The organism is Streptomyces mexicanus, assembly GCF_902506575.1.
Lineage (GTDB): Bacteria > Actinomycetota > Actinomycetes > Streptomycetales > Streptomycetaceae > Streptomyces > Streptomyces mexicanus.
The window spans coordinates 7,112,589-7,133,754 of record NZ_LR732544.1; the positions used below are offsets into that span (position 1 = coordinate 7,112,589).

General features: G+C 74.8%; 19 protein-coding genes and 1 pseudogene. 12 read left to right on the forward strand and 8 right to left on the reverse strand.

Annotation, left to right across the window (positions count from 1 at the left end):
- Window positions 1-326, reverse strand: a 326-nt coding sequence (locus tag GV126_RS31730; RefSeq protein WP_236570208.1) for an acyl carrier protein, incomplete at its 3' end; no start/stop codon positions are given.
- Between the two features lie 445 nt (window positions 327-771).
- Between GV126_RS31730 and GV126_RS31735 the strand changes: the two genes are divergently transcribed.
- A complete protein-coding gene (locus tag GV126_RS31735; RefSeq protein ID WP_159673058.1) occupies window positions 772-1,716 on the forward strand; it encodes an MIP/aquaporin family protein in 945 nt (314 codons plus the stop codon).
- Between the two features lie 102 nt (window positions 1,717-1,818).
- Here the strand turns inward: GV126_RS31735 and GV126_RS31740 are convergent, their stop codons facing one another.
- Window positions 1,819-2,310 (reverse strand): lamin tail domain-containing protein, encoded by a 492-nt coding sequence (locus GV126_RS31740; protein WP_159673060.1) that lies wholly within the window; start codon window positions 2,308-2,310, stop codon window positions 1,819-1,821.
- A 265-nt stretch (window positions 2,311-2,575) separates the two neighbouring features.
- Here GV126_RS31740 and GV126_RS31745 point away from each other — a divergent pair, with 265 nt between their 5' ends.
- The gene (locus GV126_RS31745; RefSeq protein WP_236570209.1) at window positions 2,576-3,223 is read left to right on the forward strand and encodes a class I SAM-dependent DNA methyltransferase; all 648 of its coding nucleotides are present in this window, start codon (window positions 2,576-2,578) and stop codon (window positions 3,221-3,223) included.
- A gap of 84 nt (window positions 3,224-3,307) precedes the next feature.
- On the opposite strand, the gene GV126_RS31750 is transcribed toward GV126_RS31745, so the two are convergent.
- The gene (locus GV126_RS31750) at window positions 3,308-4,333 is read right to left on the reverse strand and encodes an alcohol dehydrogenase (protein ID WP_159673062.1); all 1,026 of its coding nucleotides are present in this window, start codon (window positions 4,331-4,333) and stop codon (window positions 3,308-3,310) included.
- A 92-nt stretch (window positions 4,334-4,425) separates the two neighbouring features.
- Complete coding sequence (locus GV126_RS31755; RefSeq protein WP_159673064.1) at window positions 4,426-5,142, reverse strand: SDR family oxidoreductase; 717 nt, start codon at window positions 5,140-5,142, stop codon at window positions 4,426-4,428.
- Between the two features lie 169 nt (window positions 5,143-5,311).
- Here GV126_RS31755 and GV126_RS31760 point away from each other — a divergent pair, with 169 nt between their 5' ends.
- On the forward strand, window positions 5,312-6,232 hold the full coding sequence (locus GV126_RS31760) for a helix-turn-helix transcriptional regulator (RefSeq protein WP_159673065.1): 921 nt from the start codon (window positions 5,312-5,314) through the stop codon (window positions 6,230-6,232).
- Here GV126_RS31760 and GV126_RS31765 read toward each other — a convergent pair.
- Entirely contained in the window at window positions 6,204-7,010 is an 807-nt protein-coding gene (locus GV126_RS31765; RefSeq protein ID WP_159673067.1) for a thioesterase family protein, read from the reverse strand. The genes GV126_RS31760 and GV126_RS31765 overlap by 29 nt on opposite strands.
- A gap of 135 nt (window positions 7,011-7,145) precedes the next feature.
- On the opposite strand from GV126_RS31765, the pseudogene GV126_RS31770 reads away from it, so the two are divergent.
- Window positions 7,146-7,493: pseudogene (locus tag GV126_RS31770) on the forward strand (hypothetical protein); the annotation flags it as partial.
- Window positions 7,494-8,156: 663 nt separating this feature from the next.
- Complete coding sequence (locus GV126_RS31775) at window positions 8,157-9,341, forward strand: spore photoproduct lyase family protein (protein WP_159673069.1); 1,185 nt, start codon at window positions 8,157-8,159, stop codon at window positions 9,339-9,341.
- Between the two features lie 121 nt (window positions 9,342-9,462).
- Here the strand turns inward: GV126_RS31775 and GV126_RS31780 are convergent, their stop codons facing one another.
- Genes GV126_RS31780 through GV126_RS31790 form a run of 3 tightly spaced genes read right to left on the reverse strand, consistent with a single transcriptional unit; the run spans window position 9,463 to window position 12,964 of the window.
- Entirely contained in the window at window positions 9,463-11,019 is a 1,557-nt protein-coding gene (locus GV126_RS31780) for an FAD-dependent oxidoreductase (protein WP_159673071.1), read from the reverse strand.
- Window positions 11,016-11,735, reverse strand: coding sequence for a class I SAM-dependent methyltransferase (locus GV126_RS31785; protein ID WP_159673073.1), 720 nt, complete (start codon window positions 11,733-11,735; stop codon window positions 11,016-11,018). The genes GV126_RS31780 and GV126_RS31785 overlap by 4 nt, the downstream gene beginning before the upstream one ends.
- 38 nt (window positions 11,736-11,773) lie before the next feature.
- A complete protein-coding gene (locus tag GV126_RS31790; protein ID WP_159673075.1) occupies window positions 11,774-12,964 on the reverse strand; it encodes a lycopene cyclase family protein in 1,191 nt (396 codons plus the stop codon).
- A gap of 563 nt (window positions 12,965-13,527) precedes the next feature.
- On the opposite strand from GV126_RS31790, the gene crtI reads away from it, so the two are divergent.
- From crtI to GV126_RS31825, 7 genes are all read left to right on the forward strand, one after another.
- Window positions 13,528-15,069 carry a phytoene desaturase family protein gene (gene crtI, locus GV126_RS31795; RefSeq protein ID WP_159673077.1) on the forward strand — a complete coding sequence of 514 codons (1,542 nt, stop codon included), beginning with the start codon at window positions 13,528-13,530 and terminating at the stop codon, window positions 15,067-15,069.
- The gene (locus GV126_RS31800; RefSeq protein WP_159673079.1) at window positions 15,066-16,094 is read left to right on the forward strand and encodes a phytoene/squalene synthase family protein; all 1,029 of its coding nucleotides are present in this window, start codon (window positions 15,066-15,068) and stop codon (window positions 16,092-16,094) included. The genes crtI and GV126_RS31800 overlap by 4 nt, the downstream gene beginning before the upstream one ends.
- Window positions 16,091-17,092, forward strand: a complete 1,002-nt coding sequence (locus tag GV126_RS31805) for a DUF5914 domain-containing protein (protein WP_159673081.1) — start codon at window positions 16,091-16,093, stop codon at window positions 17,090-17,092. Before GV126_RS31800 ends, GV126_RS31805 begins: the two co-directional genes overlap by 4 nt.
- 283 nt (window positions 17,093-17,375) lie before the next feature.
- Window positions 17,376-18,020 carry a helix-turn-helix domain-containing protein gene (locus tag GV126_RS31810; RefSeq protein WP_159673083.1) on the forward strand — a complete coding sequence of 215 codons (645 nt, stop codon included), beginning with the start codon at window positions 17,376-17,378 and terminating at the stop codon, window positions 18,018-18,020.
- A 60-nt stretch (window positions 18,021-18,080) separates the two neighbouring features.
- Window positions 18,081-19,286: an NAD(P)/FAD-dependent oxidoreductase gene (locus tag GV126_RS31815; RefSeq protein WP_159673085.1), complete on the forward strand. Its 1,206-nt coding sequence runs from the start codon at window positions 18,081-18,083 to the stop codon at window positions 19,284-19,286.
- Complete coding sequence (locus GV126_RS31820) at window positions 19,283-19,723, forward strand: (2Fe-2S)-binding protein (RefSeq protein ID WP_159673087.1); 441 nt, start codon at window positions 19,283-19,285, stop codon at window positions 19,721-19,723. The genes GV126_RS31815 and GV126_RS31820 overlap by 4 nt, the downstream gene beginning before the upstream one ends.
- The coding region (locus tag GV126_RS31825; protein WP_159673089.1) for an FAD-dependent oxidoreductase at window positions 19,720-21,166 on the forward strand (1,447 nt) is incomplete at its 3' end. The genes GV126_RS31820 and GV126_RS31825, both read left to right, overlap by 4 nt.

Below are 21,166 nucleotides of genomic sequence, written 5' to 3' on the forward strand. Positions count from 1 at the left end.
GTGGCGGTGCCGGCGGGGGAGGCGTCGGCGAGGGCGGCCGCCAGGTCGCGGATCGTGGGATGCCGGTAGATGTCCTTCATGGACACCGACGGCAGGTCGGCCCGCTTGCGCACCCGGGCGCAGAACTGCGCCATGACGAGGGAATTGGCGCCGAGATCGGTGAAGAAGTGACTGTCGGGCGGCACGTGCTCGGTGTGCACGACGTCCGCCAGGACGGCGGCCAGTTCCCGTTCGACGGCGGCCGCCGCCGGGCCGGGCTGCGCGCGTGGAGTGATCGCGGAACCGTCCGGTCCGGGCGTCAGGACGTCGGCAGACTTCTCCACCATGCGAGCTCCAGAAGGTCGAAGAACCGACCGGCCGCGGTGGCCGGTCCCCGAGGCCGTGCGTCGTTCGACACCGTGCGTCGTTCCTGATCACGAAAACCATGGATCAGTCTCGTGCGGTCGTCGCGGGGTTGCCACTCGGCTGCGGCCCCTCGCACCGCTCTCGTCGGCCCGCGGCCGCTGTTTGCCCGGTCATCGCGGGTGCGGGCGACGGCACGGGTCACCCGTATGGGCTTCACACCCGTAGCAGCGGAGAAGGTGCGGGCGGGGTGCGGACGGGGGTCATACCCGGGTGTGCCGGGGCCGGCCGAGTGGCCCGAACCGGTGGGTGCGCGCACACTGAGCAGGGACGCGCGGCCGCGTCCCGAGGAGCACCGCGGGGCCGCCCGAGGCCGAGTTCGTCCGCTCACCCGCCGGACCGTTCGTCACATTCGTCGAAGGGGCCGATATGGCCGTAGAAATCCCGCCCCTCATCACACCCTCGCACCTCAGAAGGCGCGGCGGGCTGTGGGGAGAGTGCCTGGCGGAGTTCCTGGGGACCTTGGTGATCATCGCCTTCGGTGACGGTGTCGTGGCCATGGCGGTGGCGGCGCTGCCCGGCTCCGGCCGCACGGAGGGGCCCACGGCGTTCTTCCTGGGGGCCGGCGACTGGCTGCTGGTCACCTGGGGGTGGGCGTTCGCGGTGGCCTTCGGCGTGTACGTGGCCGGCGGTGTCAGCGGTGCCCATCTCAACCCGGCGGTGACGCTGGCGTTCGCCGTCCGGCGCAGGTTCTCCTGGGCGAAGGTGGTCCCGTACTGGATCTCACAGGTGGTGGGCGCCTTCGTGGGCGCCGCCCTGGTGTACGCCGTCTACCACGACGCCATCCACACCTTCGACCAGGCCATGAAGGGGCCGAAGACGAACGGGCACACCCTGTCCTCGTTCTCCATCTTCGCCACGTTCCCGGCGCCCTACTTCCACGGCGGCGTCTGGGGCCCGCTCGTGGACCAGATCGTCGGCCCCGCGTTCCTGCTGCTGCTGATCGTGGCGGTGGTCGACCTGCGCAACACCGCCCCGAAGGCGAACCTCGGCCCGCTGGTCATCGGCTTCGCCGTCGCCGCCATCGGCATCTCCTACGGCGCCAACGCCGGGTATGCCATCAACCCCGCCCGGGACTTCGGCCCCCGCCTGTTCGCGTACGCCGCGGGGTGGGGCGATCTCGCGCTGCCGGGCTCCCTGGCGGGGTCGTTCAGCCACTACTGGTGGATCCCCATCGTCGGCCCGCTCGTCGGCGGCCTGGTGGGCGTGCTCGTCTACGACCTGTTCGTCGGCGACGTGCTGCACATCCGGGCCCAGCAGGCCACACCGCCGGAGCCGGGCCGCACCCGTGGCACGCCGTCGCAGGAGGAGTGACCCGGGGCCGGCACGCCGTCGCAGGAGGGTGACCCGGCCGCTGCCCGCCGGGGGCCGGCCGGGCGCGGGAACGCCCGGCGGCCGCCCGGACGGGGCACGCGATCAGCCGTGGTAGGTGATGTAGCCGTTGCCGTCCCGGTCGTCGCGGGACTTGGTGTACGCGTGGACGTCGGCGCGGGCACCGGAGGGCTTGTAGAGGTAGATGGTGTCCTTGTCGTTGTTCCAGATGAAGTTGCAGTTCTGGCGGTAGACGACGTTCTTGGCGTCGGAGTCCGTGCCCTTGCCGCCCCGCAGGTTCACGTAGTCGCCCGGCTCGAGGTAGTGGTTGGCGGAGAACCGGAAACGGTTGCCCGCGGCGTCCTTGACGACGTAGCCCTTGAGGTTGACCTTGGAGCGCGAGTAGTTCTTGATCGTCAGGTACTCGTTCTTGGTGTTGCCCTTGGTGCAGCTGTTGGAGTCCCGCCCGGGCGCGTCGTACTGGACACCCTTGATCTTCAGGGCGGAGGAGTACTCGGCGGCCTGCGCCGGGGCGGTGGCGACGACGGCGACGGCTCCCGCGGCGGCGGCAGCGGTGAGCACGGAGCGTATGCGCATGAGGATGCGATTCCCCCCTCGTTGGTGCGGTCAGAGCGTCAGGAGCATACCGAACGTGTGACCGGTGAGTGGCGCTCAGGTGCGGGATGTGTGAGGGGAGTTGCGTGAGGGCGAGCGTGTGCGCCCCGCCGCGTGCGGGGGGTGCGCGTCGCACGGGACCGGCCTCGGGAGAGGGGTGCGCGTCGCACGGGACCGGCCTCGGGAGAGGGGTGCGCGTCGCACGGGACCGGCCTCGGGAGAGGGCGCCGCCGGGTAGTGTTGCCGGGTGACCGCCGCCGCTTCCGCCCTCGCCGCCGTCCGCGAGTCCTACGACACCGTCGCCGCCACCTACGCCCGGCGCGTCCCGGAACCGACCGAGATGGACCCGCTCTCGCGCGGCATGCTGGCCGTCTTCGCCGAGGCGGTCCGCGACGCGGGGCGCGGCCCGGTCGCCGACGTGGGCTGCGGGCCCGGCAAGGTCACCGCCCACCTCGCCGGGCTGGGCATGCGCGCCTTCGGCGTGGACCTGTCATCCCGGATGGTGACCCTGGCCCGGCGCGCCCACCCGCACCTGAGCTTCGTCCAGGGCTCGATGACCGCCCTCGGGATCGGCGACGGCACCCTCGGCGGCATCCTCGCCTGGCACTCCACGCACCACACGCACCCCGACGGGCTCCCCACCGTGTTCGCCGAGTTCGCGCGCACCCTGGCCCCCGGTGGCCTGCTGCTGTGGGGATGTCACATCGGCGACGAGCACCTGCGCCCCGACCGGGCCTACGGCCACCCCGTGTCCTACGCGTGGCACCTGCTGCCCGTGGAGCGGGTGGCCGACCTGCTCGGCCGGGCCGGGCTGACGGTCACGGCGCGCCTGGTCCAGGACCCGCTCCCGCCGCTGACCCGGCGGTACGCCTGCCTGCTGGCGCGCAAGCCCTGACGCAGCCGGCACGCCTCACGCCGCCGGGCCGGCCGCCGGCGGGAAGGACCCACCGGCACCCGACCGACCGCCGGTGAGGTCGCGTCAGCCCGTGGTGAGCACCATACGGAAGCGGGCGGCGCCCGAGAGCATCCGGCGGTACGCCTCGTCGGCCCGCTCCAGCGGCACCACCTCGGTCATCGGCCGGATCCCGTTCAGGGCGCTGAACTCCATGGTGTCCTGCACGTCCTGCGCGGTGCCGGACGGATGCCCGCGCACCACGCGCCCGCCCATGATCAACTGGCCGGGTGTGATCGCCAGCGGCTCGGGCGCCACGCCGATCACGACCAGCTCACCCCGGTGCGTCAGCCCGTCCACGGTCGCCGAGACCGCCTCGGAGCTGCCGGCGGTGGCCAGCACCACCTTGACCCCGCCGAGCGACCGCAGCGCCTCGCCGACGTCGGTGGCCGCCGTGCTGTCGACGTAGTGGTGGGCGCCCAACTGCTTGGCCATGTCGGCCTTGTCGGCGCCCCGGGCGATCGCCACCGTCTCCAGCCCCATCGCGGCCGCGTACTGCACCCCCAGGTGCCCCAGACCGCCGATGCCCAGTACGGCGATCCGGTCGCCCGGACGGGCGGAGCTGCGCCGCAGCCCGTTGAACACCGTCACGCCCGCGCACGCCAGCGGCCCCGCCTCGCTCGCCGCCAGCGCGTCCGGGATCCGGGCCAGGGCGTCCACCGGCGCGATCACCCGCTCGGCGAAGCCGCCGTCGTAGGCCCAGCCGGGGACCTTGAGGTTCTGGCACACGATGAAGTCGCCCTGCCGGCACGGCGTGCAGTGGCCGCAGCTGCCCCCGAACCAGCCCACGGTCACCCGGTCGCCCTCCTGCCAGCCGTACTCCCGCGCCCCCTCGCCCAGCTGCTCGATCCGTCCGGCGATCTCGTGCCCGGGCACCACCGGGAAGCGGATGCCGGGCACCGCGGCCTCCACGAAGAGGGTGTCGCTGTGGCACACCCCACAGGCCTCCACGGCGATCCGGACGTGGCCGGGACCGGGTTGCGGCACCTCCCGTTCGGCGATCTCCAACGGCCCGCCGGCAGCGGTGACCTGCGCGACGTTGTAGGTACTCATCCGACCTCCCGGAAACGGGTCACGGCACTCCTCCCACCCAGCACATCAGGTCACGGCGGATCGCGCGCGCCGGGAGGCGGCGGGCCGCCGGCTCACCAGGGCACCGGTGTGCCGTCCCAGGACAGGAACGCGCCGTTCGGCCCGTCGTCCGGCAGCAGCGCCAGCCGTACGGCGCCCTCGGCGGCCTCCGCCGGGTCGCCGCCCAGCTCGGCGGCCCGGGGGGTGAGGTCGGTGGCCCGCGCGCCCGGCGCGAGCGCGTTGACCTTGAAACCCTCCTCGGCCAGCGTCAGGGCGTACAGGACGGTCAGGGCGTTGAGGGCGGCCTTCGACGACCGGTACGCCGCCGCACCGCCGCTGCCGGTGAGGAACTGTGGGTTCGGGCTGGTGCTCCAGGCCAGCGACGCGGTCCCGCTGGAGACGTTGACGATCCGCGGGGACGGCGAGCGGCGCAGGGCCGGCAGGAAGGCGTTGGTGACGGCGACGACCCCGAACACGTTGGTCTCGTAGGTGCGCCGGAACTCCTCCGGGCCGCTCTCGGCCGGCGGGGCGGGCGAGACGTTGATCCCCGCGTTGTTCACCAGGATGTCCAGCCGGTCCACCCGCGCCGCGGCCGCGGCGACGGAGGCGGGATCGGTCACGTCGACAACCAGCGGGCGGGCGCCCGCGCCGATCTCCTCCACGGCCCGCCGCCCGCGTTCCGGGTCGCGGGAACCCACGTACACCGTGCAGCCCTCGGCGGCGAGCAGACGGGCGATGTGCTTGCCGATGCCCTTGTTGGCACCGGTCACCAGTGCTGTGCGATCGCTCATGGCCCCCACGGTCCCCGGGCCGGGCCCGCGCTGCCAGGGACAGGCTGTACCAGGCAGCGGCCCGGGAGGCGGCGCGGGCGCCGGGCCGTACGGTGGTGGGGACGCGCAGCGGGCGCCGGTCGGCGCCCCGGGCGTGCGCACGCGACGTGCACATGGGGAGGAGAGCGGCATGGCACGGCAGGAACTGGCCCGCTTCCTGCGCAGGAGCAGGGAGCGGCTGCGTCCGCAGGAGGTCGGCCTGCCGCCGGGCACCTTGCGCAGGGTGCCCGGCCTCAGGCGGGAAGAGGTGGCCGAGCTGGCCCACATCTCCGTCGACTACTACACGCGCCTGGAACAGGCCCGCGGCCCCCGCCCCTCCGACCGCGTCCTGGACGCGGTCGGGCACGCCCTGCGGCTCACCCCCGCCGAGCGCAGCCACCTGTTCCGGCTCGCCGGGTCCACCCCGCCACCGGGCCCCGGCGCGGTCTGCCGGGTGCGCCCGCACGTGGCCGCCATGCTCCACCGGCTGCCGGAGACCGCCGCGATCGTCACCGACGCGACCTACGGCATCGTCGCCTGGAACCCGCTGGCGCGCCTGCTGCTCGGCGAGGACTTCGGGGGCGGGGCGCCGAACCTGGCCCGGCGCCGCTTCCTGGGCGCCGGGCGCGCGGTCCGCAGCTCCGGCGCGGAGCAGTTCGGGCACATCGTGGTGGCGCGGCTGCGGCGGGCCGCCGACCGCTATCCGCACGACGCGCGCCTGGCCGCGCTGCTGGCCGAACTGCGGGCCGGCAGCGAGGAGTTCCGGCACATCTGGGAAGCCCGCCCGGTGCACGCCCCCGGGCACCGCACCAAGACGATCGACCACCCGGTGGCCGGGCCCCTGCGCCTCGCCTGCGACGTGCTGCTCGTCCCCGAGGACGACCAGGAGGTCGTCCTGGTCACCGCGGATCCCGGGTCGCCTTCCGCGCGGGGCCTGCGCGCACTGCACCGGGCGACGCGGACGGCCGACGACGGCGGTGACGACCACGGTGGCGGTGACGGGGGCGGAGGTGACGGTGGCAGACGGGCCGGCGTGGGCGGCGTCAGGCGTCCGGCATCGGGCGCACGGTGAGGATCTGCTGGGCGTGGCCCACCGGACCGTGCACATCGTGCAGGACCGTGCTGGTCAGGCCCTGGCCGGTGGGGCCGAACACCACGGTGGTGTCCAGGCCGGTCCAGCCCGCCTGCGGCTGCCGGTGCAGGTGCACGGTCAGGTCCACGTTGGGGAACATCCACTCCCTCGGCGAGCGGCGCACGGCGATGCCGTTGGCCGTGTCGACCAGGGCCAGGTAGGAGGCGAGGGGGCTGCTGGGCTCGCCCGCGACCAGGGTGAGCGGTGTGGAGACCCAGGCGGTGGTGCGGCCCGGTTGCGGCGGGGCGACCGGGCGGACGTCGAGGGAGGCGATGTAGCCGCCGGGCCACAGCTCGGCCATCGGCCACGGCCGGAGCCGCTCGGGCGGGGTCAGCCGCTCCTCCGCGCCGCCGGCGACGGCCGTCGTGTCCTGCGCGGACAGCAGCCAGGCGCGCGCCCGGACCACCGCCCGGCCGCCGATGTGGACCGTCGCCTCCAGCAGCTCGATGGTGCGGCCCGGACGGACGGTCTCCACCTGGATCTCGCACTCGTCCAGGGCCGGGCGGCCCAGGATGTCGTAGCTGATCCGGGACAGCACCAGCGCCCGGTCCGGCCGTGCGGCGAGGTACTGGTCGAGGGCGTGCACGACGAGGCCGCCCAGCGGGCTGAAGTGCTGCTCGTCGCTGCTCCAGGCGCCGCCGGCGTGGGCGGTGGGCTTGAAACGGTGCTCGTCGGTGCGCACGTAGTAGCTGTCGGGGACCGGGGTGCCGGTGATCAACGCGGGTGTCTCCTTGCGACGGTCGTGCGGGGGGCTTCCCGCAGGGTTTCAGAGTCCGGCCGGGCGCCGGGTGCCGGGGTGCCAGCCGCGGGCGGGGCGGGCGCGCCCGGGCTGGCCCCGCGCGCTCTCCGCGCCCTGCCGCAGGCCGCGCAGATCACGCTGGACAAGCCCGTGCGCGACATCCAGGGCTGCGACTTCGTCAATGACACCCGGCTGCTGTGCGCCTCCGACGACGGCTCGAGGACGCTGTTCCCCGAGGACCGGCCGCTGCTCCAAGTGGATCTGACGCACCGGCTGGACGGCAGCCCGGTCACCGGACACGTCTCGAGCCTGTTCGCGCTGCCCCAGCGCAGCGTGTGCACCGGGACGTTCGAGGCGGAGGGCGTGGACTACGAGGCCGCGACCGGTACGTTGCGCGCCGAGGTCGTCCCGCCGGGCGTGTGCAAGGTGGCGACGACGGTCTACTCGTACCGCCTGGGGTAGGCACCCCTGACCGGGGCCGCTCGGGCAGGTCCCTGCTCCTACCGCCCGGGCGGCCCCGGTCAGCGCGTACCACCGCAAGGGTGAGGGCGGCGGGCTTCCCGCCGCCCTCTGCGTGTACGGAGCGGCCCGGGAGCAACCGGGAGATCTCCGTCTTCATCAGCTGAACTCCCGGGCCCGGCGGGCACTTTCTCTGCTTCAACTCTTGACGGCCGCGATGCCCGGGAGCACATTGACGACGCACGTCCCGTGAGAGCGCTCTCAGACCTCCTTGTATCCCCACTACCTGAGAGGCATCCTGCCCATGAGTGATCCCTTGAGCGGTCCCGCGAGCGGTCCCGTGAGCGATCCCTCCGGCGCGCTCGCCGACCCCCGGGCCGGCACGGCCGGCAGACGCCGCCTGTTCAGACGCGGGCTCGTCGCGGCCCTCGCCGCGCTCGGTCTGGCGGCGGCCGCCGCCGGAGTCGTGCATGAGGACGATCGCGCAGGCCGCGGCGGGGGGGGCGGGCCGGCCCGCCCGGGGCCGGCTCGCCGGACGGGGGCCCGCAGCGGCCCACGGGCGCCCCCGCGGCACCCGCCCGGCGGGCGTAAGCTGGGAGGTCGGCGGGTCGCCGCCCCGCCGCGGCCGAGCCGTCGCGCCCCACCCGCTTCCCCCCGGAGCTCTCCATGACCCGACCGTCCGCAGCACCGGACGGCGGCTGCGACGCGCTGTTCGGCCTGGAGTCCCTCGGTGCGCCGGGCACGCCCTCCGCCACGCGGCCAGCCGGCGACGCGTTCCGGACCGGCGACATCGCCCGCCGTCTGCTGCCCGTGCGGCAGATCTACGCCGAGCCCGCAGCCGCCGCGTCACCACGCGGCCGACAGGTTCTCGACCGGTTCCCGCACGCCCGCGTGATCGAGGTCGCTTCGCACTGGGGGATCCCCGGGCTGCACGGCAACGAGGGCAACGTGGAGCGCTGGGTCCGCGTCAAGGGCGAGACGCTGGTCCTCGGGGTGAAGAAGAATCTGGTCACCCGGCCCAACGGACGGTCCGCCGACTGGATCGCCCCGGGCCCGTCCAACGGCTGCGCGCTGGCCTGCTCCTACTGCTACGTGCCGCGCCGCAAGGGGTACGCCAACCCCATCACCGTCTTCACCAACATCGACCGGATCATCGCCCACCTGGGCCGCCATATCGCGCGCCAGGGCGGGAAACCCGAACCGAACCAGTGCGACGACACGGCGTGGGTGTACGACATCGGGGAGAACGGCGACTGCGCCGTGGACGCCCTGATCTGCGACAACACGGCGGACCTGGTGCACGCCTTCCGGCACTGGCCCACGGCCAAGGCGTCCTTCGCGACCAAGTTCGTCAACCCCGACCTGCTGGGGTACGACCCGCGCGGCCGCACCCGCATCCGGTTCTCCCTCATGCCGGCGGACGACTCGCGCCTGCTGGACCTGCGCACCTCGCCGGTCGAGGAACGTATCGCCGCCGCCGGAGACTTCCTGGACGCGGGGTACGAGGTGCATTTCAACCTCTCTCCCGTCGTGCTGCGCCCCGGGTGGCGCGCGGCCTGGGCCGACCTGCTCAGGCACCTCGACGACGTGGTGCCTCAGCGGGTCAAACGCCAGGCGGCGGCCGAGGTGATCATGCTCACCCACAACCAGGGCCTGCACGAGGTCAACCTCGGCTGGCATCCCAAGGGCGAGGACCTGCTCTGGCAGCCGCGGCTGCAGCAGGCCAAGCGTTCGGAGAACGGCGCCCTCAACGTCCGCTACCGCAACCACGTCAAGGCACAGGCTCTGAACGATCTGCGCGAGCTGATCGACGCGCACGCGCCCTGGCTGCGGATCCGGTACGCGTTCTAGCGCCGTACCGTCCGGCCGTACCCACGCGACCGCGCAAGCCCGCCCCCGCGCAAGCCCGCCGCCGCGCCGACCCCTACGACGCCCGTGGGACGTGCCGTGCCACGCCGGGCTTTCCCGGCCCTCAGCCGCTCAGCCACGCCGCCAGGCCCCGCAGCACGGCGCTGCGGCCGCGGTCCGGCACCGTCCACAAGGTCTGGCCCCGCACGCCCCACTGCTCCAGCAGCGCGTTGGCGGCCAGGAACCCCGTCGTCGCCGCGCGCTCCATCAGCGCCACGGGCAGATCGCTGCGCACCAGGTCCCCGGCCACCACCACACGTGGGTCCGGGCTGCGCACGGCCGGCCGGTCCCGGTAGCCGCCCACCGGGAACAGGGGACAGTCCTCGCGCCACTCGTGGCGTGCGTCGACGATCCCGGCGGCACGGGTCTCCGGGTAGACGCGGTGCAGCTGGTCGACGACGCGCTTCTCCTCGACGTCCCGGGTGAGGCCGTCGGGCAGCGCGTAGGCGTGCAGTTCCACGACGGAGCCGCCGGTGCGCGCGGCCCACCGGGCCGCCTGGTCCTCCCAGCGTTCCAGGACGCTGATGTTGTCCAGGGTGCCGAAGCCGCTGGTGCCGAGGAAACCCGGCCGGTCCGGCGCGACGGGCCGCTCCAGCCACAGGCGGGAGACCAGGAACGGCGGGGCGGTGCGCAGCCGGGCGATCCGCTCGCGCCAGGCGGGATCGCCCAGCCGGTCGCAGCGGCCGACGAGACGGCGCAGCCCGGCGGCGTCCAGGGCGAGGACGACACTGTCGTGCCGTGCCTCCTCCTGGTCGGTGCTGATCCGGTAGCGCCCGTCGCGGGTGGGTTCGACGTGTTCGACGAGGGTGCCGGTGCGCACCAGCGCGCCGTGCCGCCGCAGGTAGCCGGCGAGCGGGTCCCACAAGGCGGCCGGGAAGGGGGAGCGGGGGACGTCGAAGAGCAGACCCTCGGCGGAGCCGAGGAAGTAGATGTGGAACATCAGCGCCAGCTCGGCCGCCGACAGCTGCCGCGGGTCGGCGAAGAAGCTGCGGGAGAACACCTCGAAGGCCAGGTGGCGAGCCCGGTCCGGGAAGCCCACCGCGTCCAGGAAGTCGTGGGCGCTGACGTCGTCGAGCCGGCCGTAGACGTCGGGCACGCGCACGTCGCACAAGGGCAGCGCGGCGACCGGGTCGAGCGACGGCAGGTCCCGCAGGCCGAAGGAGGGGCTGAGCAGGACGAAGCCCAGCGCGCTCAGGGGAGGGGTCCGGGGGACGTGCCGGAAGCCGTCCCGGGTTCCGCCGGCGTGCAGCAGCGGGTAGTCCGGCAGGCCGGTCAGGCGTTCCAGCGCCGGGTCGGTGCGGCGCAGCAGCCCGCGCAGGTTGTAGTACTGGCGGAAGAAGGCGTGGAACCCGCGGCTCATCGTCACCGCGCTGCCGTCGCGCAGGCGGGTGGGCCAGCCCCCGACGCGCCCCCCGAGGTAGGGCTGACGCTCGTACAGGGTGACGGCCACGCCCCGCTCGGCCAGGGCCGTGGCCGCGGCCAGGCCCGCGACGCCCCCGCCGACGACGGCGGTCGTGGGACGTACTCCGTCGATACGGGGTCGTCCCGGGGCGGCCGGCAGGACGCGGGCCCGCCGGTCCCTGCCGCGGCGGGCAGCCGCCGTCCGGTCCGGGCCGCTCATCGCGCGGTGTCCGGACGACGGGCGACGAAGGTGTGGGGGATGCCCGTCTGCCAGCCCGGCCGGGGCAGGGGCCGCACCCGGTCGAAACCGGCCGCGCGCAGCCGGTCCGCGAAGCGGCCGGCGGTGTCGAAGTCGACGACGCTGCGCCACAGGTGGCGGTAGAGGGCACCGTCTCCGAGGACACCGGCGACGGGCTGGACGATGCCGCGGCACACCAGCGTCCACACCATGCGGTCGCTGCGGCGGCCACGGAGCGTGTACTCGTGCACGCCGAGCCGTCCACCGGGCTTCAGCAGCTGACGCAGGCCGGCCAGGACGGCGTCGGGGTCACGGACGTTGCGCAGCAGGTACGCGGCGAAAACGGCGTCGAACGGTCCGCGCACCCCCGCCTCGGCCAGGTGCTCCACCGGCGCGTGCACGAACGTCACACCGTCGGCCCACGGTTTGGCGGCGGCGCGGCGCAGCATGCCCGCGGAGGCGTCGACCGCCGTGATGCGCGCGGCCGGCAGCACGGAGCGGAGCGCGGCGGTCGAGGCGCCGGTGCCGCAGCCCGCGTCCAGCAGGCGCAGCCCCGCGCCGTCCCCGCGCAGGCCGAGCCGGCGCGCCGAGCGCCGCAGGTGCGCGTGGTAGCCGGGGTTGACGGCCACCAGCGCGTCGTAGCTGCGACAGGCGTGGTCGAAGGCGGCGGCGAGGGTCTCGTCGCGCAGCAGGGTCATACGACTCTCCAAGGGCGGGCAGCAGCGGTGGTCAGGTCTCACGCGAACGGCCGGCGGGGCAGGGCCGGCAGCTCCAGAGCCGAGCGGAGCATCGGTCCGACGGGGGTGTGCAGCCCGATGATGAGGTCCTCGTACAGGCGGGTGTCCCCGTCGAGGAACCGCAGCAGCCGTTCCATGGGGACGCGGGCGAAGAGCCCGCTGAACAGAGCCGGACCGTCGACCCGGCCGCTGGCCAGGGCGCGCAGGAGCACGGCGTCCATGGCGCGGGAGCGCAGGGGATGGGCAGGGGGCGGCACGGGCCGGCGCCCACGGCGCAGCGCGGGGGGGACGGCGCGTGTCTGGCGTTGCAGACCCGCGGAGGGGTACCCCGTGGGGGGCCGGGTGGCGCCGCCGGCGGCGCCGATGCGGAAGACCGAGGCTCCGGTCTGCCGGGCCGGCACGGCGTCCGTCATCGGGATGATCCCGGTCTCGACGGCACGGACCTCCCGTTCGCCCAGCCGCAGCACGTCGTCGCAGTAATGGCCCAGCGCGGCCTCGTAGCCGCTCGCGGTGAGCAGCCGCGGCGAGAACTCGGTGTATTCCACCAGGGCCTCGTGCGCGCTGGTGGGCAGGACGTAGCCGAAGGAAAGGCCCTCGTCGGGCTGCGGCGTGCGAAAGTCCATCAGGTCCGCGACGGCGGGGTCGAAGACCGGCCGGGACGTACGCACGAACCAGCCGCGGAAGTGCTGCAGCAAAGTGGTGCGCGCGGCCGGCAGGCTGCCGAGGGGCCGGGAGTCGAACACCCAGCGGGCGCGCAGGGTTCCCGGGGATCCGCCGGCGTCCCGCAGATGGACGAGGGCGCCGCCGGCGACGTCCTCCACCGCGTCGACGGTGGCTTCCAGGCGGCGCACGTTCCCGCTGCGCGCCAGCGTCCGGCCGACCAGTGCTTCGAAGTCGTCGGAGCGGATCATCTTGTACCGCAGCGGCACGAGGTCTCCCCGGACGGGCTCGCCCCGGGGCGGGCGCACCCGCAGCCGCCGCCAGCACGCCGTGACCGCGTCCTCGAAACGCCCCTGACCCCGCTCCCAGAAACACCAGGTCCGCCGCGGCGGGCGCAGGGGCCCCGGCGGCGGGTCCACCACCACCACGGACGGCGTCCGCAGCCCCGGCACCCGTCCGGCCAGGCGGTGCGCCAGGGACAACCCGGCGGCTCCCGCCCCGACCACCGCGACCTCCGCCTCCAGCTGCATCCACGTCTCCCGGCTGTTCCCGTCCGCGTCGTACGCCCTATTCCCCCCTGCGCGCCCGCACGCAGGCGCGTCACCCGTCTGCCGCAGCCTGGCCGACCCCCGCTCGCGATCCGGGGAAAGGACATCCCGCAGCAGTGCTTCCCGGCGTCTTTGGCCGGTGCGGCGTCCGTGCCCGCCACCTGTGCGGGCACGCCGTGGTGACGGAGCGAACTGCGAATCGCGACGAGAGGAAGTGGGATGCGCCCCGCACAGGCGAAGGAACAGCGCGGTGTCGCGCCGCCACCCGTCCCGGGTCCGGCCACCGGGGCGGGAGGGCCCGCCGGGCAGCCCCCGGACACAGGACAGGGTGCTGTCCTGCCGGACACGCCGGGGACCGCGCGGCCGGCGGCGATCCGTGGCCCGCGCCTCGCCGCCGCCGGTGTGCCCGCGGCCGTCGGCCGGTTCCTCGGGCACGTCCTCGACGAGCGCGTCGCCCGCGCCCGCGCCGTGGGCGAGCCGGTCGGCGGTGACGTGGCCGTGCGGGGCGCGGGCCCCTGCGTGCCGCAGGCGCGGGAGCCCCGGCGATGCCCCGTACCCTGCCCGGACGCACCGACCACGTCGTGGTCGTGGGAGCCGGTCTCGCCGGACTGGCGGCCGCCTTGCACCTGCTGGGCGCCGGACGCCGGGTCACCGTGGTGGAACGGGAGGCCCTGCCCGGTGGCCGGGCCGGACTTCTTCGGCTGGGCGGCTACCTGGCCGACACCGGCCCCACCGTGCTGACCATGCCCGAACTGGCCGACGAGCCCTTCGCCGCCGTGGGCGACAGCCTGTACCGGCGCGTGGAGCTGCTCCCCGTGCGCCCCGCCTACCGGGCCCTCTTCGCCGACGGCAGCAGCCTGGACGTGCACACCGACGCGGACGCGATGGCCGCGGAGGTGGAACGGTTGGCCGGAACCGCTGAGGCGGCCGGGTACCGGCGACTGCGGGCCTGGCTGGAGCAGCTGTACCGGGCGCAGATGAGCCGTTTCATCGACGCCGACTTCGACTCGCCCCTCGGCGTCGTCAACGGCGATCTCCTCCGGCTGGCAGCGCTCGGCGGCTTCGGCCGGCTGGACGCCCGGATCGGCCGCTTCCTGCGCGACGAACGGCTGCGGCGCGTCTTCTCCTTCCAGGCGCTGTACGCCGGTGTGCCGCCCCGGCGGGCCCTGGCCGCCTACGCCGTCATCGCCTACATGGACACCGTCGCCGGTGTGTACTTCCCCCGCGGCGGCATGCACGCCCTGCCACGGGCGATGGCGGACGCCGCCGCCGAAGCGGGCGCCGAGCTGCGCTTCGGCCAGACGGTCACCCGGCTGGAACGGTCCGGCCCCCGGGTGACCGCCGTCGTCACCGACCGGGCCCGCATCCCTTGCGACGCCGTCGTCCTCCCCCCGGCCCTGCCGATCGCCTACCGCCTCCTGGACCGCCGGCCCCGACGACCGTTGCGGCTGCGGCACGCGCCGTCCGCGGTCGTGCTGCACGCGGGCACCTCGCGCACCTGGCCCCAACTGGCTCACCACACGCTGTCGTTCGGGGCGGCGTGGCACGACACCTTCGAGCAACTGACCCGCGCCGGGCAGCTGATGAGCGATCCGTCCCTGCTGATCACCCGCCCCACCGCCGGCGACCCCACGCTCGCCCCACCGGGCCGCCACCTGCACTACATCCTCGCGCCCTGTCCGAACACCGACATCGGCCCGTCGGCCGCCGCATGGGGCGACCTGGGCCCCCGCTACCGCGCCTCGCTGCTGCAGGAGCTGGAGCGGCGCGGCCTGGACGGCCTCGCGGACGCCATCGAGGAGGACTGCCTGGTGACACCGGCCTCCTGGCAGGCCCAAGGGCACGCCGCGGGCACACCGTTCTCCGCGGCCCACACCTTCACCCAGACCGGCCCGTTCCGCCCCCGCAACCTGGTGCGCGGCACCGAGAACGCCGTCCTCGCCGGCTGCGGCACCACGCCGGGCGTGGGGGTGCCGACCGTGCTGCTGTCGGGGAAGCTCGCCGCCGCACGGGTCACCGGACCACGTCACCGAGCCTCCTCCGGCCCGCGCAGAGCGCCGGTCTCGTCGGCGAAGGGCCTCTCATGACCGACCGGGAACTGGACGCGGCGGGGATCGACGACCCGGCGCTGCGCGCGGCGTACCGGCACTGCCGCGCCCTCAACGCACGCCACGGAAAGACCTACTTCCTCGCCACACGGCTGCTGCCCGTGGAGCACCGGCCCGCCGTGCACGCCCTGTACGGCTTCGCCCGCTGGGCCGACGACATCGTCGACTCCCTCGATCCCGCGCTGGGCACCGACAGGCGACTGGAGGCGCTGACGCGACTGGCCGGAGCTCTGGAGACCGGACTGCGCGAGGGGCACGCCCCACAGCCGGTGGTGGCCGCCCTCGCCCACACCGCGCGCCGCTACGGCATCGACCACGCCCACTTCCACGACTTCATGACCGCGATGCGCTCCGACCTCACGGTCACGGACTACCCCACCTACGCCGACCTGCGCGGCTACATGCACGGCTCCGCCGCCGTGATCGGACTGCAGATGCTGCCCGTGCTGGGCACAGTCGTGCCGCGTCAGGAGGCGGCCCCGCACGCCGCCGCGCTGGGCATCGCCTTCCAGCTGAGCAACTTTCTGCGCGACGTGGGCGAGGACCTGGACCGCGGCCGTGTCTACCTGCCCGCCGACCTGCTCGCCGGCCACGGCGTCGACCGGGAACTGCTGCGCTGGAGCCGGGACACGGGCCGCCACGACCGGCGGATCACCGCCGCCCTCAGGGAGTTCGAGGCGCTGACCCGCGGCGTGTACCGGCAGGCGGCACCGGGCATCGGCATGCTCCACCCGCGGTCACGGCCCTGCATCCGCACCGCGTTCGTCCTCTATGGCGGCATCCTGGACGCGGTCAGGCGCGACGGCTACGCCGTGCTGCACCGCCGTGCGGTGGTGCCCCGCCGGCACCGGGCCGTGGTCGCCGCCGACGGACTCACCCGGGTGGCCCTCGCGCGGCTGCGCGCCCGTGGGGCCGGGTACGCGACTCCGCCGGCGACGCCGTCCCCGCGGCCGGCCGCCGCACCGGCGGCACCGGCCCGGCCCGTTGCCGAGGAGACCGTGTGAGCCCGCGCCGCATCCCGCTCTCGCTGCGCCGCACCCCCGTGCCGTGGGACCGTCAGCGGCCCACCTGGCGCGACGCCAGGCCCGCCGTGATCGCGCAGGCGATCGAGCGCGCCCGGGCGCGGCCCTCCGGCAACTGGTACGTCGTCGGCGCGTCCCGGGCCCTGCGCGGTGACCGCCCGTTGGCGCGCACGGTCGCGGGCGAGGAAGTGGTCCTGTGGCGCGGGGCGGACGGCCGTGTCGTGGGCGGCCCCGGCATCTGCCCCCACCGGGGAGCCCGGCGGGGGGACGGCCCGGTGCGCTGTGGCACCCTGGTGTGCCACTGGCACGGGCTGGCCCTCGACGGCGGCCCCCGCGCGGGCTGGGAGCCGCTGCCGGTGCACGACGACGGCGTCCTGCTGTGGGTCCGGCTCGACGCGGCAGGCGGCGAGCCGCCCCGGGACACGCCGGTCGTGCCGCGCCGTCCCGACCCGGAACGGGCCCTGACGGCCGTCTACGTCGGTACGGGGACGTGCGCACCGGAAGACGTCGTGGCCAACCGCCTCGACCCCTGGCACGGAGCCTGGTACCACCCTTATGCGTTCGTGGACCTCACGGTCGTCGACGCCCCCCGGGGCGACGCCGACGGGCGCGCCGACGACGCGTTCACCGTGGATGTCTCCTTCAGGGTGGCGGGGCGGCTGGTCGTGCCGGTGCGGGCCGTCTTCACCGCTCCGGAACCGCGCACCGTCGTCATGCGCATCACGCGGGGAGAGGGGGAGGGGTCCGTGGTCGAGACGCACGCCACCCCACTCGGCGACGACGAGCGGGGCAGACCCCGAACGGCGGTCGTAGAAGCCGTCCTTGCCACCTCCGACCGGCGCGGTTTCGCCGTCGCACGGCGGGCCGCGCCCCTGCTGCGCCCCCTGATGCACGCCGCCGCCGGACGCCTCTGGCGCGACGACCTCGCCTACGCCGAACGCCGTTGGACCATGCGGTCCACGGGCCGCTTCCCCGGCTGACCCGGGTCGTCCACGCTCACGTCCCTTCCGACACCGGGGAAGAAGCGGCCCGGTGCGGCCGGCCGGCGTCCGGCCGAGCGGACGCGGGGCAGGTCCGGGTCCTCGTGCGCGTCGGTGACCTCGTGGGACCGCGACCCTCCTTGCGGTGCCCGACCTCAAGGCTCGATCCTGGTCTGTACAGCGAACGATCTGATGTACGTCCGTACGGTATAGCGAACGAAATGGAAGAGAAGTGAAAGACGAGGGGGAGAGTGTGAGCCTTTCCGGTGGGTCGGTCCGGAGCATGCTGGCCACGAATCTGCGGCGGGCCAGAGCCGAGCGGGGGCTGTCTCTCTCCGAGCTGTCCAGACGGTCGAGGATCGGCAAGGCGACGCTGTCGCAGCTGGAGTCCGGGACCGGCAACCCGACCATCGAGACGGTGTTCAGCCTGTCGCGGGTGCTTCAGGTGCCGATCTCCGATCTGCTGGACGCCCGGCCCGCCGGGGAGCTGACCGTCGTGCGCGCCGCGGACATGGAGGTGCTCAGCGGCGAGGGGGTCGATCTGCGCCCGCTGCAGCGGATCGAGTCCGGTGATGCGGTCATCGAGGTCTTCGACCAGCGGTTTCGGGCCGGGCGCCGACAGGAGTCGCTCGGTCATGTGGGGACCGAGCACACCCTCGTCCAGGCCGGCCGGCTCGCTGTACGGGTGGAGGGACACGAGGTCGAGCTGGGGCCGGGCGACTACGTGCGCTTCGACGCCTCCCGCCCGCACACCTACACGGCCCTCGACGGCGACGTGCACTCGGTCCTGCTGCTGCAGTACCGGGCGGAGCAGCGGCTCCACCTGACCGACCCGGCCCTCGGTGCCGGCCCCTGCGAGGTGGAACGACAGCCGTCCGCGGACGATGTCGACAGCCGGCCCGCGCAGAGATCTCGACGTGACCGTTGACACGTCCTGAGCCGCGTCATACGTTTCCCCTCGTTCGCTTTGACGAACGGGGAGGGTTCGATGTACAGAACGCGAACGCGGGTGGCGGTGCTGGGCGCCGGGATCGTCGGCTGCGCCTGCGCTCGCGAGCTGGCCCTCGCCGGCCTCGACGTCACCGTCATCGACCGGGGCGCGGCCGCGTCGGCGACGACGGCGCACGGCGAAGGCAACGTACTCGTCTCCGACAAGGGCCCAGGGCCCGAGCTGGAACTCGCCCAGCTGTCCAGGCGGCTGTGGCCACAGGTGCTCCAGGAGGTCGCGGAGCGGTGCCCGCACGCGGCCCGGGCCGTGGAGTGGGAACCCAAGGGCAGCATCGTCGTCGCCACCACCGACGCCGGCGCCCGTGAGCTGACCCGCTTCGCCGCCGACCAGCGCGCGGCGGGGGCGCGCCGCGAAGTCCTCGACGCCGCCGCCCTCGCCGAGGCCGAGCCGTACGTCACCCGCGAGCACACCGCCGCCCTCCACTACCCCGAGGACGCCCAGGTGCAGCCGGCCGCCGCGGCCGCCGCCCTGCTCACCGACGCACTCGCGGCCGGCGCCACCCTGCGCACGGACTGCGAGGTGCTCGGCGCGGTCACCCACGGCGACCGGATCACCGGCGTCCGCACCTCGACCGGCCTGCTGGAGGCCGACTGGTTCATCGACGCCGCAGGTCCCTGGTCCGGCGCCCTGTCCGCCCGGCTCGGCGCACCCGTGGACGTCCGGCCTCGGCGCGGTGACGTACTCGTGACCACGCCGCTGCCGCCGACGGTCTTCCACAAGGTCTACGACGCCGATTACGTGGGAGCGGTCGGCAGCAGCGCCGAGGAACTGCAGACCTCGGCGGTGGTGGAGTCCACCCGCGGCGGCAGCGTCCTCATCGGCTCCTCGCGCCGGCGGGTCGGCTTCGACGACCGGCTGCGCCCGGAGGTGCTCTCGGCCGTCGCCGCCAAGGCGCTGCGGCTGTTCCCCACACTGGCCGGGGTGCCGGTCATGCGGGCCTACGGCGGATTCCGTCCCTACGTCCCCGACCATCTGCCGGTCATCGGCGCCGACCCCCGGCTCGTCGGCCTCTGGCACGTCGGCGGCCACGAGGGTGCCGGAATCGGCCTGTCGGTGGGCAGCGCACGGCTGCTGCGCCGGCTGATGCTCGACCAGCCCCCCGACATGGACGCCACCCCGTTCCGTGTGGACCGCCCGGCCGTACTGCGCGCGTGCACGCCCACCGCGAGTGAGGAGACGGCATGAGTCCCAGACGTGTCCGCGCCGAGGCCGACGTCGTCGGGCGGCAGGACAGGCCACTGCGGATCACCGTCGACGGCGAGCCCGTCGACGGCATCGCGGGCCAGACCATCGCGGGCGTCCTGCTCGCCGCCGACCGGTTGTCCTGGCGCCGGCAGCGTTCCGGCGCGCCCCGCGGAGCGTTCTGCGGCATCGGCGTCTGCTTCGACTGCCTGGTGACCGTCGGCGACGAGCGCGACGTCCGCGCCTGCCGCCGCCGCGCCCGCGACGGCGACGTGGTGACCACCCAGACCCGTCAGGCCGAGGTGCCCCGCACCCGGCAGGACGAGGTGCTCCGGACCCGGGAGCCCGGGACCGGTCACGACCCGTCGCCACACACCGGACCGGGACCCGAGTCGGACACGGGCCACAGCACCGACAGGCCCGGGAGGAAACCGAGATGACGGAACGCCATGTGGCGGTGATCGGAGCGGGGCCCGCGGGCCTCGCCGCCGCGGAGGCCGCGCTGAGCGCCGGCGCCCGGGTCACCCTGATCGACTCGGCCGACCAGCCCGGCGGCCAGTACCACCGCATGCTGCCCGACGCCTACCACGCCACCCGGCCCGAGCGGCTCCAGCACGGCTGGCAGGCCTTCGACCGGCGCCGCCGCCGGGTGCTCGCACACCCGCGGTGCACCTGGTGGCCCGAGACCTCCGTCTGGGCGCTGGAACGCCCCGAGGCGGCAGAGCCCGGAGTGCCGCGGGTGCACGTGCTGCGCGGCGCGGCCGACGGCGGCCGGCGGCGCCGCCTGACGCTCGACGCCGACGCGCTGGTGCTCGCGGTCGGCGCCCACGACCGTGTGCTGCCGTTCCCCGGCTGGGAGCTGCCCGGCGTCTTCGCCGCCGGCGCGGCACAGGCGCTCGCCAAGGGGGAGCGGGTCGTGGTCGGTGATCAGGTGGTGGTCGCCGGCACCGGACCGTTCCTGTTCCCGGTGGCCGCCTCGCTGCTGGAGGCGGGCTCCCGCGTCCTTCAGGTGCTGGAGGCCGGCACGGTGGGCACCCTGGCCCGCGGCTGGTCCCGGCGGCCCTGGGAGCTGGCGGCCCAGCTCGGCAAGACCGGCGAACTCGCCGCATACGCGGCCCTGTTGGTCCGCCACCGCGTCCCCTTCCGGGCCGGCCGCGGCGTCGTCGAGGCGCGCGGCGACGGCCGGGTCGAGGAGGTCGTCACCGCCCGGCTGCGCGCCGACTGGTCGGTCGTGCCGGGCACCGAGCGCACGCTCGCGGTCGACGCGGTGTGCGTCACGCACGGCTTCAGCCCCCAGCTCGAGCTGCCCCTGGCGGCGGGGTGTGCGCTGCGCCGCACACGTGGCGGTGAATTCGTGGCCGTGGACGACGACCAGCGCACCAGCTGCCCGGGCGTCTACGCGGCCGGTGAGATCACCGGTGTCGCCGGTGCCCCGGCGGCACGCTCGGAGGGCGCGCTCGCCGGATGGATCGCCGGCGGCGGCGACCCGGCCGCGCCCGCCCTGCGCCCGCTGCGCCGCAGCCGGGACCAGGGCCGCGCCTTCGCCGAACGGCTGGCCGGGGCGCATCCGATCGGCGAGGCCTGGCCGGGGTGGCTGCGCCCCGACACCGTCGTGTGCCGCTGCGAGGAGGCCGACTACGCCTCGCTGTGCCGGGCCGCCGGCAACGCGGCGAGCGCCGGCACACGTGTCACCAAGCTGGAGACACGCGCCGGCCTCGGCCCCTGCCAGGCACGCGTCTGCGGCCCCACGGTCGCCGAACTCACCGCCCGGCTGACCGGCCGGCTCGCCGAGCGGCCGGTCGAGGGCCTGTCCGCGGCCGGGCCGCACCACCGCCCGATCGCCCAGCCCATCCGTCTCGGCGAACTCGCCGCCGCCCCCGAAC